This window comes from Paenibacillus sp. FSL H3-0457 (assembly GCF_037981725.1).
In the GTDB taxonomy this organism is placed as follows: Bacteria; Bacillota; Bacilli; order Paenibacillales; family Paenibacillaceae; genus Paenibacillus; species Paenibacillus amylolyticus.
The window spans coordinates 3994908-4010994 of sequence record NZ_CP150283.1 but is presented as its reverse complement, the minus strand read 5'-3'; the positions used below and the strand labels follow the sequence as shown (position 1 = coordinate 4010994).

The window sequence follows — 16087 nt, the reverse complement described above, 5'->3', positions numbered from 1 at the left end:
GACGGGACCTGTGCTAGAATAGGGTTTCGGAACAATAACAAAAGTAATGTCTAATAGATAGGAGCAACCTCATCTTATGAGTTTATTGTCAGTAGAGAACGTAAGTCACAATTTTGGAGATCGCACGTTATTTAAAAATGTATCGTTTCGTTTACTTGCCGGAGAGCGCGTAGGACTTGTTGGTGCCAATGGTGTGGGTAAATCCACATTAATGAACATCCTTACCGGTAAATTGCTTAAAGATAGTGGAAAAGTGGAATGGACACCTAAGGTCCGTTATGGATATCTGGATCAGCACACGAAGCTTACCCCAGGCAAAACCATTCGTGACGTTCTTAAAGATGCATTCCTTCCGTTGCTTGAATTAGAAAAAGAAATGATGAATATAACGGACCAGATGGCAGATGCAGATCCAGATAAGCTGGAGCAGTTGCTGGAAGAGATGGGCGATATTCAGGAACAACTGGAACAGGGCGACTTTTATCTGATTGACGTAAAAGTGGAAGAGATGGCCAATGGACTTGGTTTGTCCGCAATTGGTCTTGATCGGGATGTCGCAGCTCTAAGTGGTGGGCAACGTACCAAGGTGCTTCTTGCCAAGCTTCTGCTTGAGAAACCTACAGCCCTTTTGCTGGATGAGCCGACCAACTATCTGGATGTAGAGCACATTGAATGGTTGTCACGTTACCTGAAGGACTACCCTCATGCGTTCCTCTTAATCTCCCATGACACGGAATTCATGAATGAAGTAGTAAATGTCATTTATCATTTGGAATTTGCCAAATTAACGAGATATGCAGCGAACTATAACAAGTTCCTTGAGATGGCTGATATGAATAAAGCCCAGCATATTGATGCGTACGAGAAGCAGCAAGAGTACATCAAGAAGCAGGAAGATTTCATTCAGCGTAACAAGGCACGTGCTTCAACTTCAGGTCGAGCGAAGAGCCGGGAGAAACAGCTGGACAGAATTGAACGTATTGATCGTCCAGATGAAGCGGCCAAACCAACGTTCAAATTCAAGGATGCCCGTGCGAGTAGCAAAACGGTCTTTGAGGGCATTGATTTTGAAATTGGATATACGTATCCTTTGCTGCCTAAGATGACAATGACAATTGAACGTGGTGAGAAAATTGCCATCGTAGGTTGTAATGGTGTGGGTAAATCGACGCTGCTGAAAACCATCTTGGGCAAAATATCTCCACTCAGTGGAAAGACCTTTTTGGGAGATTATCTCGAAACGGCCTATTTTGAGCAGGAAGTTCGTGCTGGAAATATCACGCCGATTGAGGATGTCTGGAATGAGTTTTCACATTTGACCCAGAATGAGGTCCGGGGTCATCTCGCTCGCTGCGGGTTGAAAAATGAGCACATTACCCGTCCGCTTAACATGCTGAGTGGTGGAGAGCAAGCCAAGGTTCGTCTATGCAAACTCTTGATGCGTGAAAGCAACTGGATTCTATTCGATGAGCCGACGAACCATTTGGATGTCACAGCTAAAGCTGAGTTACAGCGTGCCTTGCAAGAATTCAAGGGAACGGTGTTGCTGGTATCTCATGAACCTGATTTCTACGAGGGTTGGGTTACCAAAACATGGAATGTTGAAGAATGGTCTGAGAAAAATTAGACAATTCAAGCAACGCTAATAGAAATGAACGGTGACAAAAAAATCCTTCTATGGTAACATAGGCTACAACTTCATATGAACACTAGGGGGGCCGCACGATGTGGCTGAGATGGAAGAATGCGATTCCGGACCCTTTGCACCTGATCTGGATCATACCAGCGTAGGGAAGTGGCGAGCGCGTTTCAGTGAATGACGTGAGCAAACGGCAATTCGAAAGAATTCAACCGTCTTGCTTAGTAAATTGAAACATGCAGTTGCGTGTATAACGTTATGGCTATAAGGTCTATAGCTTTATTGCACGAAATGAACTGTATGTATCAGTCAGTCATCTGGTCCTATAATTAATACGCAGCCACTCCCCTACGGGAGTGGCTTTTTTGTGTTTTCATAGCATTCACGCATGGAAGGAGATGAACAGTACGGTAATTTCTCATGAACGTGTACACGGATCATTTGAACTGCATGTTGTATCTACGGGTGTAGGGACTCAAGCATCTTTTGTAAAAGCTGCAAAGGACGTTTGGCCATGGGTGGACTACATCCATATACGAGAGAAACAACTCTCGTGGCAACAAAAGATCGGTTGGGCTGAAAGTCTGCGTGGTGTTGGCGTTCCGTCTTGTCGCATCGTTATCAATGGTTCAGAACTGCCACCACAGAATGACATCTATGGCGGTGTGCATTGGGGGCAAGAGGCTATACGTAACTACAACCCTGCTGTTATAAGTAATGTCCAGCGAATTCGTCTGGGTGTATCTGTTCATTCAATCGATGAGGCAAAAATCGCTGAAGAACGGGGAGCCGATTACCTTTTCTTCGGGCATGTCTACTCAACCAACAGTAAGCCTGATCTTGAACCAAGAGGATTATATGCTCTGGCTGAAGTGTGCTCTGGTGTCTCCATTCCTGTCATGGCGATTGGGGGCATCGAACCGGGAAACATTCACGCTATTCGCTCTGCAGGCGCACAGGGAGTCGCTGTGATTTCGAATGTATGGGCGAGCGATTCCCCGGATCGGGCCGCTGAATCATTAAGGCAGGCTATCGTTGCTACAGAAAGTTTGAGCCGCTGAATCAAGGAGATGAGAGGATGAAAAAGATCATTACTGATAAATTGGATAAGATTCATGCAGAAACGATTATTGTAGGCGGAGGCGTTGTTGGTTGTGCCATTGCGTATGAGCTTGCTTCCCGTGGACAGGATGTACTGCTGGTAGATCGTTCGGCGATTGCAGGAGGCACTTCTTGCGCAGCTGCTGGAATGCTGGCGGCAGACAGTGAGGATTTTGCTCATCCTTTGATGGCTAAGCTTGCCAGGCAGAGCAGGCAGTTACTTCATGAGCAAAAGGTACTAATGGCTACCCTCAGTGATGTAGAGGTTGGTCTGCAACGCCATGGATTCCTAACTCCTTTTCGTTCATACAGTGAATTAAGCAGCTATAAGAATAATCGGAAGTCTGCGTTGTCTGCTGATGAGGTGTGGTGGGATCGTTCCGTTGTGCAACAGGAGGCACCATGGCTTAACAGAGATACGTATGGAGCCTACTACAGACCTTACGAGAGTGAGATTCTTCCAGTCCATCTAACAAAGGCATATGCTGAATCCGCTCAAGTATTGGGAGCACAGGTTATGGAGGACATACAGGATATACGTGTGCAAGCAAACGAACACGGCGTGCAGGGGATCAACACATCGATCGGCGAGATGAGATGCAAACATGTCATTATAGCGGCTGGATTACAGAGTGAAGAGTTGATGAGACATGTGAATCTGAGCTTGCCTGTGTGGTCGGTAAAAGGTGAAATAGCCGCCGTTCAGTTCGCAGATGAACATGCAGGGTACAGACCTGACAGAACGGTGTATGCAGAGGATATCTATATTGTTCCCAAAGCCAATGGCGAAGTTTGGCTCGGGGCAACCAGTCTGCCAGGCAGAACGGATCTGAACGTTTCTGTACAGGGTGTTCAGAAGCTGATCACAGCGGCTACCCACTGGGTGCCTGGGATGAAAGAAGCGCAATTTATACGAGCGTGGGCAGGCGTGAGACCGGCAACTCCCGATGGACTGCCTTATATAGGTGCATGCAAGAGTATACCCGGGCTGTTCGCCGCCTTTGGGCATTACCGCAACGGTATCTTACTTAGTGCGATAACAGGCAGGCTTATCGCTGAGTTGCTCGCTGGCAAAAGCTCAGAAGAACTCGGAATTGAGGCGCTGACCCCTGAGCGATTGAATAGAAAGGGAGTGGTGCAGTGAATATCATCGTTAATGGTCAACGGATGGAGATTGAAGACAGATTGAATCGTGTGGATAAATTGCTCCAATCTTTTGACCTGCATGTCAAGACTGTAGTTGTAGAGCTGAACAAGCATATTTTAACCCGTGAGTATCATGAAACGACAGCATTAAGAGAAGGCGATCGAATTGAGATTGTACATTTTGTAGGAGGCGGTTGATGATGTTGAACATTGGTAAATATACGTTTGAGTCCAGATTGTTGCTTGGAACAGGTAAGTTTTCGGATCTGGAAGTGCAAAGTCAGGCTGTGGAAGCATCTGAAACGGAAGTTTTAACCTTTGCTGTTCGTCGTCTGAATCTGGAAGAGCGTAACCAGAAGCATTTCCTGGATACGTTGGATCTGGATAAATACACACTTCTTCCGAATACGGCAGGGGCTTCCACTGCGGAAGAGGCGGTGCGGATTGCCGAGCTTGCGCGGGCTTCAGGACTTTGTGATATGATAAAAGTCGAAGTCATCGGAGATGGAATGACGTTACTCCCAGATCCGATTGAAACGTACAAGGCTTGCGAAATTTTGCTGGAAAAGGGCTTCACGGTATTGCCTTATATTTCGGATGATGTCATTCTGGCCAAAAGGCTACAATTGCTTGGCGTACATGCTGTAATGCCTGGCGCTTCTCCCATCGGAGCTGGTAGAGGTATCATCAATCCCTATAACCTTGAGATCATCATTGAGCAGGCCGTTGTAGCTGTAATTGTGGATGCAGGATTGCGCTCCCCAAAAGATGCTGCTTATGCGATGGAACTTGGTGCCGATGGCGTATTGTTAAATACAGCCGTATCCGGATCAGGGGATCCAGTGAGCATGGCTAAAGCTATGCGATTGGGGGTAGAAGCGGGTAGATTGGCATATGAGGCAGGCATGATTCCCGTAAAGCGTTATGCAGCAGCCAGTAGTCCGGTGGAAGGAATGGTTCATACATGACAGATCAAATAACATCTTCCGAGCAGGCCGATCGTTATTCCAGACAGGAACGGTACGCGCCACTTGGCAAGGAAGGCCAGGCCAGATTAAAGGGCAGCAGAGTTTTAATTGTAGGCGCTGGTGCACTCGGAACAGGAATTGCAGAAACGTTAGTTCGTTCAGGAGTCGGACACTTAACGATTGTGGATCGTGATTATGTGGAGTGGAGTAACCTGCAGCGGCAGCAATTATATGTAGAACAGGACGCGCTTGAGCGGATACCGAAGGCAATGGCGGCGGAAAAACGTTTATCTGCCATTAATTCCACGGTTCATGTGGAAGGGAAAGTGTTGGACGTCAGAGTAGATGAGTTGGAAGAACTCGTTCAGCATACAGACTTGATCATGGATGCAACGGATAACTTTGATACCCGACTACTCATTAACGATATGGCACAGAAACACCGTATTCCCTGGATTTATGGTGGATGCGTAGGTAGTTATGGTATTACCTATACGTTTATGCCCGGAGATACGCCATGTTTAAATTGTTTGCTGGGTGAAGTCCCTCTGGGTGGAGATACCTGTGATACGTCTGGCATCATACCTCAAGCGGTACAGATGGTAACGGCGAATCAGACCGCAGAAGCGATGAAGTTACTTAGTGGCAATGCAAATGCATTGAGACGTAAGTTATTGTCATTTGACGTGTGGAGGAACGAATACATATCCATCAATGTGGATGGTGCGAAAAAGAAAGACTGTCCTTCCTGCGGTACTTCGGCAACGTATCCATATCTTTCTGCGTCCAATCTGGAGAAAACCGATGTGTTGTGTGGCAGGGACACCGTTCAGATCCGACCTGCACGGCGCATGAATCTGGATCTTCAACATACAGCGGAACGTCTGGATAGACTTCAAGAAGGAAAAGTGGAATCCAATCCGTTTCTGGTTTCTTTTACAACAGGAGTCCATAGAATGGTTATTTTCCAAGATGGACGTGTCCTCGTACATGGAACAAAAGACACAGCTGAAGCACGTACGCTCGTCCATCGCTACTTTGGTTAAAGCATGAAAGATGCAAAGTCTGTTCCCTTGAGGGAATGGACTTTTTCATTTTACGGCATGCTATCTGTACCAACCATTGCTGCGAGCAGTGGGGATAGAGACAGGCCGGGTGAAAAAGAGTGAAAACAGCCATTTTGCTGATTGGAGCAGGAGAGCAGGTCAGCCTTATTCAGGATGTTTTATGTAGCGAAGGGTATGAGGTGCAACGAATGGAGTGGTCCGAACTAAACCAATCCGTCGAGCCTTCGTTGTTGCATATTAACCTGATCATCCTGGTAGACCCGGAAGAGGGGACGAAACATTGTGGCCAGGATCAGAAATTAGAATTAAAACGATGGTTAGATAAAGGTCAGGTTATACCTCTACTGGTTATTACTTCAAATGCATCTCCTCAGTTCATCGTGGAATGGCTGGATTATGGAGCTAATGACGTGATGGAGGAACCTATCCACTTAACCGTGATGCTTGCCAGAATACGAAATTTATTGCGTGTTTTTGCGAATGCAACACCAGAGGGTGAAGAAGTAATTGTAGTCCATGATCTTAAAGTTAATTTGCGTTCGAGGCGGGTAAATCGTGCGGGTGAATACCTGACATTAACGCCAAAAGAATACGAATTGCTGGAATTCCTGGCCCTGCATGTGAATGAAGTATGTACCCGGAGTGATATTTTGCGAGAAGTATGGGGATATGAATATGCGATGGATACCAACGTTGTGGATGTGTATATCAAACATCTGAGGGTTAAGGTGGATAAGGGAAGAAGTGTGAAACTGATTCATACTGTGCGTGGGATCGGTTATATGTTGCATGATAAAAATTAGATTACGAAGTTAGTTCCATGAATCACCAGTTAGAGTGTGGCAAAAAGAGGGTAAAAATAAAAGACCGGATAGTAACCTCCGGTCCTTACTCATTAGCTATGATGTGATTCTAAAGTACACGACGAGCTTTAACATACGTTCTCTTCCAAGTACCAGAGTCCAGATCAGAGAGGGTTACGCCTGGAGATCCATACGTATGCAGAATCTTACCATTTCCCGCATAAACGCCTACGTGAGTGACATTGGAACCGGTAGAACGGCTACCACTGGAGAAGAATACCAGATCTCCGACACGCAGATTAGCTTTAGACACAGCTTTACCTTCTTTGGATTGTTTCACGGAAGTGCGCGGCAAATCTACACCATACTTTTTGAAAATATATTTCATAAAAGAAGAGCAGTCAAAAACCTTGGTTGTTGAAGTTGAAGCACCAAATTTATATGGAGTTCCAGTGAATTTTTTGCCATAGTTAACAATCTGTTGACCTGTGGATACAGAAGCAGTTGCTGCCTGTGCAACAGGTGCGTTAGTCATTAGTACAGCTCCAAAACCTAGTGTAGCGCACAACCCGACGGTTACGGCCTTTTGGACAAAGATGTTTGTTTTCATGTTAGTTAGTACCTCCAAAATTCGTTTTCGTTAAGTTGCTAGAGCGAGTATAACAGCTTTGTAACAGCCTAGAAATTGGATAGGGGAGTGTAATCCCTTGCGCCACATTGGTTTGGGTATGTTTATTAAAATATGATTAAAAATGTCAAAAAATTAATCATTGACGAATGAAGAATAAAGATGAATCAACAAAGACCCTTGAATATCAAGGGTCTTTATTATGTGTGAACCTATTTACTTCATTGAATCACTGGTTACAAAAACGTAATAAATAACTATAAAGCATACGAGTAGATTCAATCTTTGCTCTGAATAATCAGTAATAAGCCGCTATCGATAGTGACTGTACCGGAGGAGCCTAAGAGCTGATTGCTTACACCCAAGGATTGTCCCATGCGTATGGTGGCTTGATCTAGTGGATACATAAAACCATCTAGAGTTATTCCTGTAACTTCATGAGTCAAGGGGAGCAGAGAAACATATTTATAGTCACGGTGCTCAACTTCAGCTTTGGATGTGGTCAGTGTCATGTAGTTGTGCTTGTCCTGAATGGCACAGGAGATATGATGCTGCATCGCGCGAACCATGATATGTACATTGGCGAGTGTGTGATCCATACGTGTACCTGTAGCACCTAACATTAAGATGTGAGATGGTTCGTAATCTAGCGCTGTCTCAAAAGCCATTTCTGTATCAGTAAGATCTTTATGAACAGGGTCACATGTAATGAATCGAATGCTATTGTTACTTACAATAATACGTTCGTCTTCATTAATGGAGTCGAAGTCACCAACTGAAATGTGTGGCTGAATGCCATGTTCAATTAAAAATAATGCACCGCGATCGGCCGCGATGATCATATCATCTTCTCGTATTTCCTGAAGTAATTCTACAGATAAGTTTCCGCCTGTAAAAATAATAATCCGTTTCGCCGTCATTTTATTTCATCCTTCCTAATTCAGAGAAAAATAGTTCATAGTCCAAATATAATGTTGGAACCTGTACAAATATATTCACCAAACCAGTATAATCCACAAAATGTGGTTGCACAATTTCAGTGCTCGCGGATACAATGGGTAGAGCGACATGGAGATGACTTGAAAAGTGAGGTTTGAACAGGTTGGACTTACACATTTTTGAAGTATTCAGCATTATAGGCACTATCGCGTTTGCAATGTCCGGCGCTTTCGTGGCAATGGAAGAGGAGTATGACATTCTGGGTGTACTAGTGCTTGGACTTGTCACGGCATTCGGAGGCGGGATTATCCGGAATGTACTTATAGGTATACCTGTAACGACACTATGGAGTCAGGGATCACTTATTATGTTAGCCTTAGTATCTGTAGCAATTGCGTTTATATTACCTCTCAAGTGGATTAGTCACTGGAAGCGAACAGAGGCGTTGTTTGATGCAATCGGACTCGCAGCATTTGCAATTCAAGGGGCGCTGTACGCGGCGAACATGGGACATCCCATTAGCGCAGTTATCGTTGCAGCAGTAATGACCGGCATTGGCGGAGGCGTTATTCGTGATGTGCTTGCTGGACGTAAACCGCTTGTATTGCGTGACGAAATCTATGCTGTATGGGCAATGACAGCCGGTTTTGTTATAGGTATGGGTTGGTTAACAACGAATGCTGGATTATTATTTTGTTTTGCGGCCGTTGTGTTCTTCCGGATGTGCTCTGTACATTATAAATGGAAACTGCCACGTCGTTCGCTCGTACGATCTGAGACCGGAAACGTCAGTCCTCAGCCGGAGAACATTGTGACACAGCCAACATCGTCGGTACTTCAACGTACGTTAAGCAAGGGGGATTAATATGATTAATGTTTTGTTTGTATGTCTGGGTAATATATGTAGATCACCAATGGCTGAAGCCGTTTTGCGTCACAAAGTCCTGGAGAAGCGGCTTGAACACCAGATTCGTGTGGACTCAGCGGGTACAGGGGACTGGCATGTTGGTAAACCTCCGCATGAAGGGACTCGAAAATTGCTGGATTCGTACCAGATTTCTTATACCAACATGGCAGCAAGACAGTTCGCCAGCGAAGACTTTACTCAATTTGATTACATTGTGTGTATGGATAATTCCAATGCAGATAATGTGCGCAACGTTCCAGGCGGAGCTGAGGCGGACATCATCAAGTTCATGGACATGCTTCCCGAGGAAAAACTCAGAGAAGTACCTGACCCATATTACACAGGCAATTTTGAAGAGGTGTACGAGCTGGTTAACGCAGGCTGCGATGTTCTGTTGAGAAAGATTGAAGCGGAACATTCCTTAGCCTAAAAGGTAAACGAAATTCATGCTTAATTTGTAATTCGACAAAGAAGCAGGAGTAGAGCACTTAAAGCAAGCAGGATATCCTGCTTCTTTTTCAGGTTACAATTGTAAGCGGTATCATTAAAATAAAAAACAATAGCGGCATTTCAGCCGCCTGTTAAAGTGGTCCTTTTATCTTTCCTGAAGAAAATAAAGTAATGCTTCGGGCAATTCCTTCTGCCAAAAACCCCATTGGTGTTTTCCGTCTTTCTCCTGGTAGGAGACGAGGGCACCACGTTTTTCCAGCAATTCTCGAGTATCCCGGTTTAATTGAACAAAATCATACGTACCTGTGTCTGCTTCGAAATCAGTCTCCTGCAAACCAACGATCATCCAGATCGAGAGCCAAGACAGATCTTCAGCTGCGGCATAGATTTCCTGTGAAGCAGAGTAGAAGGCGCCAGACATGCTGATCACACGTGTGAACAGATCCGGATATAACAGAGCAAGATGAAGCGAAACACTGCCACCGAGCGAGTCTCCGGCAAGAATGCGTTCCTGCGGAGATGGACGCACAGGATATTTCTCTTCTATATAGGGAATAATCTCTTCAGCGAAGCAAGCGGTATATGCCTTGAACCGATCTCCAAATGGAGCATATTCCTTCGTTCTCACGGACACATCGACCTGAACCCCTACAATAATGAAAGGTTCGGCTCCTTCGTCCAGAATAATTTGGTTTGCTGTTGTAGCAATTCGTCCGAAATTAAAAAATTCTTCGCCATCCTGACAATAAACGACAGGGTAGCTAAGCAATTCGTTATAGCCCGGAGGAAGGTAAATACGGAGCGTTCGCTTCTCTCCGAGATAGCGACTTTCAATCTCTTCCTTCACAATCGTGCGTTTCAAATAGCGGGAATCCGTCATAAAACGTCACCTTTCTCGGTTAATTTTTTGCATTCGACCGCGCAATACGGTAAGATTACCCTTGTGCGGGGTTAGGTCAAACACGCAATCATGTATTATGCTGTTATACCAATATTAAGCCCCTGTTATACATACAATCCGGTAGGAAACATAAAAAAATTACGGATTTCTTTGACGTATGGAGTGAAACAGGTGTATAATAATATTATAACAGCGGAACTTGATATTCAAATTTTTTGTTGAGGTGAAGAAAAAAATGAGCAAGGTTCCTTATGAAGTGTATACAGAGGATGTAGAAGCTCTGTCCGTGCTGTCTCCTGACGGCGAAATTGTTAACAAAGACATGATGCCTACACTTTCCGATGATCAATTAAAAGAAATTATGTACCGCATGGTATTTACCCGTACTTGGGATGACCGTGCAGTAAACTTGGGCCGTCAAGGTCGTCTTGGTTTCTATGCTCCAGTATCTGGTCAAGAAGCGACAATGGTTGGTAGTGAATTTGCAATTGAAAAAGAAGACTTTGTATGTCCTGGCTATCGTGACATTCCGCAACTCGTATGGCACGGACTTCCTCTTTATCAAGCATTCTTGTACTCCCGTGGACACCAACATGGTGGACAAATTCCAGATGGCGTTAATGTATTGATGCCACAAATCATCATTGGTGCACAAATTCTGCATGCAATGGGTATCGCTATGGGTTACAAATTGAAGAAACAAAAACAAGTTGTTATCACGTACACAGGTGATGGCGGTTCTTCTGAAGGTGACTTCTATGAAGGTCTGAACTACGCTGGTGTATACAAACTGCCTGTTATCTTCTTTGTACAAAACAATGGTTATGCCATCACTACTCCTTTTGCTAAACAAACTGCAGCTCTTTCCATCGCTCACAAAGCGGTAGCAGCAGGTATCAAAGGTGTTAAAGTTGACGGTATGGACATCTTCGCTGTTATCAAAGCTGTTCAGGAAGCTGCTGAGCGTGGACGTAACGGAGAAGGCGCAACATTGATCGAAGCAGTAACTTACCGTTTCCGTCCTCACTCCCTTTCGGATGATGCTTCCAAGTATCGTACAAAAGAAGAAGAGGCAGAATGGTCTGCTAAAGATCCTATCGCACGTTTCGCTAAATATCTGGAGAAAAAAGGTCTTTGGACTGAAGAAGATACAGCACGTGTGAAAGAAGAAGCAAAAGCTAAAGTAAATGAAGAGATCAAAAAAGCGGAAAAAACCGAGAAAATGACGATTTCAGGCTTGATCGACAGCATGTTCGAACAAACGCCTAAGCACTTGGAAGAGCAAAAAGCTGATTTCCAATAAGTTTTTTCCGATAAAGCATAAACATCCGCGACTTTAATGTCCCGGTATACATGTACGAATTCAAATGTGAACTGTCAATGTTTAAGGAGGAAATGAAGCAAATGGCACAAATGAACATGAAAGAAGCAATCCGTGATGCGCTTCGCGTGGAGTTGAAACGTGATCCTAACGTTCTGCTTTTCGGTGAAGACGTAGGTAATGTAGGCGGCGTTTTCCGTGTAACGGAAGGTCTGCAAAAAGAGTTTGGCGAAGAGCGTGTATTTGATACACCACTGGCTGAGTCCGCTATTGGTGGTCTGGCTGTAGGTCTGGGTGTACAAGGCTTCCGCCCGGTTGCTGAGATCCAATTCGTTGGTTTTATCTTCGAAGCCCTTGACCAAATGGTAGTGCAAGCTGCTCGTATGCGTTTCCGCTCCGGTGGAAAATACAATTCTCCAATCGTATTCCGTACACCATTCGGTGGCGGCGTAAAAGCGGCAGAATTGCATACAGATTCCCTGGAAGGTCTGCTCACGCAAACACCAGGTATCAAAGTCGTAATTCCTTCTAACCCTTACGATGCAAAAGGTCTGATGATCGCTTCTATTCGCGATAACGATCCTGTATTCTTCATGGAGCACTTGAACTTGTACCATGCTTTCCGTGCAGAAGTGCCTGAAGAAGATTACGTTGTTGAATTGGGCAAAGCGAACGTTGTTCGTGAAGGTTCTGATGTAACGATCATTACTTACGGTATGATGGTTCACACTTCTGTGAAAGCAGCAGATGAACTCGAAAAACAAGGAATCAAAGTTGAAGTTATCGACCTTCGTACGGTTAGCCCGATCGACATCGATACTATCGTTGCTTCCGTTAAGAAAACAAACCGTGCAATTGTTGTACAGGAAGCTCAAAAGAGCGCAGGTGTTGCAGCTGAAGTCATTGCCCAAATCAATGAAAAAGCAATCCTGCACTTGGAAGCTCCGGTTCTGCGTGTAGCTGGTCCGGACACTGTATATCCATTTGCACAAATCGAAGATACATGGCTGCCTAACCCGGCGCGTATCATTGCTGCGGTTAACAAAGTCGTAAATTTCTAATTTAATCATCTGACATGCCGCAAGGCGCAGTATGGTGATTCACACCGCAGCGCAAGCTGCACTGTAAACAGCCATTAGCCCCTTGAGTAACAGTTATTTGCATTAGCAGTAACAGTTGTTTCTTGGAGTTAAGGGTTGTTTTCAGGATTGAGCACATAATCAAGGAGGTTTTTCAGTTGGCTAAATTTGAATATAAATTCCCTGAATTGGGCGAAGGCCTGCACGAAGGCGAAATCATCAAGATGCACATCAAAGTCGGTGACAAAGTAACTGACGACGACATCATCATGGAAGTACAGAACGACAAAGCGGTTGTAGAAGTACCTTGTCCGGTTAACGGAACAGTTACAGAAGTATTCGCTAAAGACGGTCAAGTCTGCCACGTTGGTGAAGTTGTAGCGATCATCGATGCAGAAGGCGAACTTCCTGAGCAAGACGACGCTCCTGCTGGCGATCAAGGTGAGCAAGAGAAAGACGCAGCTCAAGGCGGAGCTGACACAAGCGGTTCTTCTGCAGCAGCTTCCAGCTCGGATGCAGCTAAAGAAGGCGGCAACAACAGCGTTCCGGCAGTACCTGCCAAAGACGTTCTGGCAACACCAAGCGTGCGTAAATTTGCTCGCGAACAAGGTGTAGACATCGCTCAGGTTAACGGCACTGGCAACAACGGTAAAGTAACCAAAGAAGATGTTGAATCCTTCAAAAACGGTGGCGGTTCTTCCGCAGCGGTATCTTCCGAAGCTCCGGCTCAAGAAGAGAAAAAATCCGCAGCACCAGCAGCTGCAGCTGATCAACACGTTGAAGAAGAGCGCGTACCATTCAAAGGTATCCGTAAAGCGATCTCTAATGCAATGGTTAAATCGGCTTACACAGCACCTCACGTTACAATCATGGACGAAGTGGACGTAACTGAATTGGTTGCTTTCCGTACTCGCATGAAACCAATTGCAGAGAAAAAAGGAACAAAAGTTACTTATCTGCCATTCATCGTTAAAGCACTGGTTGCGGCTTCCCGCCAATTCCCGGCTCTGAACGCTATGATTGATGAAGAAGCTAACGAAATTGTTTACAAAAAATACTACAACATCGGTATCGCTACAGATACAGACAACGGCTTGATCGTTCCTGTTATCAAAGATGCTGATCGTAAATCCATCTGGATGATTGCTGATTCTATCCGTGATCTGGCTGCTCGTGGTCGTGAGGGCAAATTGAGCGCGAATGAAATGAGAGGAAGCACAATCTCCATCAGTAACATCGGTTCTGCTGGCGGTATGTTCTTCACTCCAATCATCAACTTCCCTGAAGTTGCTATTCTCGGAACAGGACGCATCAGCGAAAAAGCAGTGATCAAAAACGGCGAAGTAGTTGCAGCACCTGTAATGGCTCTTTCCCTGAGCTTTGACCACCGTATCATCGATGGCGCAACAGCACAAAACTTTATGAATTACATTAAACAGCTGCTCGCTAACCCTGAGCTGCTTGTTATGGAGGTGTAAGATATGGTAGTAGGCGACGCTTCTCTCAATATCGACACATTAGTAATTGGTGCGGGTCCTGGCGGCTATGTAGCTGCCATCCGCGCTGCTCAACTGGGCCAAAGCGTATTGATCGTAGACAAATCCGAACTGGGCGGTGTTTGTTTGAACCGTGGATGTATTCCATCCAAAGCCCTGATCTCTGCTGCACACCAATATGAGTCTGCACTTCACGGTGAAGCTTTTGGTATCTCTGCTGAGAACGTAAAAGTGGACTTCAGCAAAACTCAAGAGTTCAAAAACGGCGTTGTTAAGAAAATGACTGGCGGCGTAGCTGGTTTGCTCAAAGGCAACAAAGTTGAAGTTTTCAACGGTGAGTGCATGTTCATCAACGAAAACGAAGCTCGTGTATTCAATGACCACGAGTCTCCACGTTACAAATTTAAAAATGCAATTATTGCAACAGGTTCCCGTCCAATCGAACTGAAACCTTTCCCATTTGGTGGACGCATTCTGTCTTCGACAGAAGCTCTGAACTTGCCTGAAGTACCAAAAAGCATGATCGTTATCGGTGGCGGATATATCGGTGCTGAGCTTGGTCAAATGTACTCCAAATTCGGTGCAAAAGTAACAATCATCGAAGGTTTGGATACAGTACTGCCAGGTTTCGATAAAGACATGACTAGCCTCGTGGCTAAAAACATGAAGAAAACAGGCATCGAAATCGTAACGGGTGCAAAAGCTGAAAGTGCTGAGCAAACGGATAAAGATGTAACTGTTAAGTACTCTGTAAATGGTGAGTCCAAAGAAGTAACTGCAGATTACCTGCTGGTAACTGTTGGACGTCGTCCAAACACAGATGGAGAACTTGGTCTCGACATGATTGGTGTTGACGTTGACGAGCGTGGATTTGTCAAAGTTGACCACCAAGGTCGCACTAGCATTCCTCACATCTTCGCAATCGGTGATATCGTATCTGGCTTGGCTCTGGCACACAAAGCTTCTTATGAAGGTAAAGTGGCTGCTGAAGCAATCGCAGGACAACCATCTGTAGTTGACTACAAATGTATGCCAGCTGTTGTGTTCACAGATCCAGAGTGTTCCAGCGTAGGTTACACTGAAAAAGAAGCTAAAGAAAAAGGTTACAAAGTAAAAGCTGGCAAGTTCCCTTATGCGGGTAACGGCCGTGCTGTATCTTTGAACCACGCTGAAGGCTTCGTGAAAATCGTAGCTGACGAAGAAAGCGGCCTTGTATTGGGTTGCCAAATCGTAGGTCTGGAAGCTTCCAACTTGATTGCTGAGCTTGGTTTGGCAATTGAGATGGGCGCAACTTTGGAAGATCTGGCTCTCACAATTCACGCTCACCCAACTTTGGGCGAAATCGTGATGGAAGCTGCGGAATTGGTTATGGGTCACCCGATCCACATCATCTCCCGTTAAGATCAACTAAGCTTCGGATCCGTCCGGCATTATACGTATATCAGAAGAGACGAATGACGTTAACGCGTTATTCGTCTCTTTTTTTGTTTTAAAATGGGAGAGATCATGTGAAGGTTTACATGTTATACTATAATGTCACACATAGCATAATGTTTGAGGAAGCCCTTTTTATCTAGAGGCTCAAATGATACAATATTAAAATGATCGGACGTGATGTGGTGTATGCCAGTCTTAGTCTGAA

The 16087-nt window shown here is 45.0% G+C and carries 16 protein-coding genes and 1 riboswitch; of the genes, 13 read left to right on the top strand and 3 right to left on the bottom strand.

Annotated elements, in window-relative coordinates:
* Positions 1-76 precede the first annotated feature (76 nt).
* The 7 genes from MHH25_RS17725 (at position 77) to MHH25_RS17695 (ending at position 6724) form a co-directional block, all read left to right on the top strand.
* Complete coding sequence (locus MHH25_RS17725) at positions 77-1627, top strand: ABC-F family ATP-binding cassette domain-containing protein (protein ID WP_036613631.1); 1551 nt, start codon at positions 77-79, stop codon at positions 1625-1627.
* 74 nt (positions 1628-1701) lie between these two features.
* Positions 1702-1811, top strand: a riboswitch (TPP riboswitch).
* Positions 1812-2037: 226 nt separating this feature from the next.
* On the top strand, positions 2038-2700 hold the full coding sequence (locus tag MHH25_RS17720; RefSeq protein WP_340017683.1) for a thiamine phosphate synthase: 663 nt from the start codon (positions 2038-2040) through the stop codon (positions 2698-2700).
* Positions 2701-2717: 17 nt separating this feature from the next.
* On the top strand, positions 2718-3884 hold the full coding sequence (thiO, locus tag MHH25_RS17715; protein WP_340017682.1) for a glycine oxidase ThiO: 1167 nt from the start codon (positions 2718-2720) through the stop codon (positions 3882-3884).
* On the top strand, positions 3881-4084 hold the full coding sequence (thiS, locus tag MHH25_RS17710; RefSeq protein ID WP_340017681.1) for a sulfur carrier protein ThiS: 204 nt from the start codon (positions 3881-3883) through the stop codon (positions 4082-4084). The genes thiO and thiS overlap by 4 nt, the downstream gene beginning before the upstream one ends.
* Positions 4085-4086: 2 nt before the next feature.
* A complete protein-coding gene (locus tag MHH25_RS17705) occupies positions 4087-4854 on the top strand; it encodes a thiazole synthase (protein WP_340020520.1) in 768 nt (255 codons plus the stop codon).
* Positions 4851-5900: a ThiF family adenylyltransferase gene (locus tag MHH25_RS17700; RefSeq protein ID WP_253509114.1), complete on the top strand. Its 1050-nt coding sequence runs from the start codon at positions 4851-4853 to the stop codon at positions 5898-5900. Before MHH25_RS17705 ends, MHH25_RS17700 begins: the two co-directional genes overlap by 4 nt.
* A 119-nt stretch (positions 5901-6019) precedes the next feature.
* Positions 6020-6724 (top strand): response regulator transcription factor, encoded by a 705-nt coding sequence (locus MHH25_RS17695; RefSeq protein ID WP_340017680.1) that lies wholly within the window; start codon positions 6020-6022, stop codon positions 6722-6724.
* 109 nt (positions 6725-6833) lie between these two features.
* On the opposite strand, the gene MHH25_RS17690 is transcribed toward MHH25_RS17695, so the two are convergent.
* Complete coding sequence (locus tag MHH25_RS17690) at positions 6834-7334, bottom strand: C40 family peptidase (protein ID WP_253509110.1); 501 nt, start codon at positions 7332-7334, stop codon at positions 6834-6836.
* A 296-nt stretch (positions 7335-7630) separates the two neighbouring features.
* Positions 7631-8272, bottom strand: coding sequence for a thiamine diphosphokinase (locus MHH25_RS17685; RefSeq protein WP_340017679.1), 642 nt, complete (start codon positions 8270-8272; stop codon positions 7631-7633).
* Between the two features lie 182 nt (positions 8273-8454).
* On the opposite strand from MHH25_RS17685, the gene MHH25_RS17680 reads away from it, so the two are divergent.
* Positions 8455-9156 carry a trimeric intracellular cation channel family protein gene (locus tag MHH25_RS17680; protein WP_340017677.1) on the top strand — a complete coding sequence of 234 codons (702 nt, stop codon included), beginning with the start codon at positions 8455-8457 and terminating at the stop codon, positions 9154-9156.
* A gap of 1 nt (position 9157) precedes the next feature.
* Complete coding sequence (locus MHH25_RS17675) at positions 9158-9628, top strand: low molecular weight protein-tyrosine-phosphatase (protein WP_340017676.1); 471 nt, start codon at positions 9158-9160, stop codon at positions 9626-9628.
* A gap of 165 nt (positions 9629-9793) precedes the next feature.
* Here the strand turns inward: MHH25_RS17675 and MHH25_RS17670 are convergent, their stop codons facing one another.
* The gene (locus tag MHH25_RS17670; protein WP_307411434.1) at positions 9794-10528 is read right to left on the bottom strand and encodes an alpha/beta hydrolase-fold protein; all 735 of its coding nucleotides are present in this window, start codon (positions 10526-10528) and stop codon (positions 9794-9796) included.
* 256 nt (positions 10529-10784) lie between these two features.
* Between MHH25_RS17670 and pdhA the strand changes: the two genes are divergently transcribed.
* From pdhA to lpdA, 4 genes are all read left to right on the top strand, one after another.
* Complete coding sequence (pdhA, locus tag MHH25_RS17665; RefSeq protein ID WP_017688072.1) at positions 10785-11852, top strand: pyruvate dehydrogenase (acetyl-transferring) E1 component subunit alpha; 1068 nt, start codon at positions 10785-10787, stop codon at positions 11850-11852.
* 101 nt (positions 11853-11953) lie between these two features.
* Positions 11954-12931, top strand: coding sequence for an alpha-ketoacid dehydrogenase subunit beta (locus MHH25_RS17660; protein WP_036613653.1), 978 nt, complete (start codon positions 11954-11956; stop codon positions 12929-12931).
* A 176-nt stretch (positions 12932-13107) separates the two neighbouring features.
* Entirely contained in the window at positions 13108-14427 is a 1320-nt protein-coding gene (locus MHH25_RS17655; RefSeq protein WP_036673829.1) for a dihydrolipoamide acetyltransferase family protein, read from the top strand.
* A gap of 3 nt (positions 14428-14430) precedes the next feature.
* Entirely contained in the window at positions 14431-15846 is a 1416-nt protein-coding gene (lpdA, locus tag MHH25_RS17650) for a dihydrolipoyl dehydrogenase (protein ID WP_036613658.1), read from the top strand.
* Positions 15847-16087 lie beyond the last annotated feature (241 nt).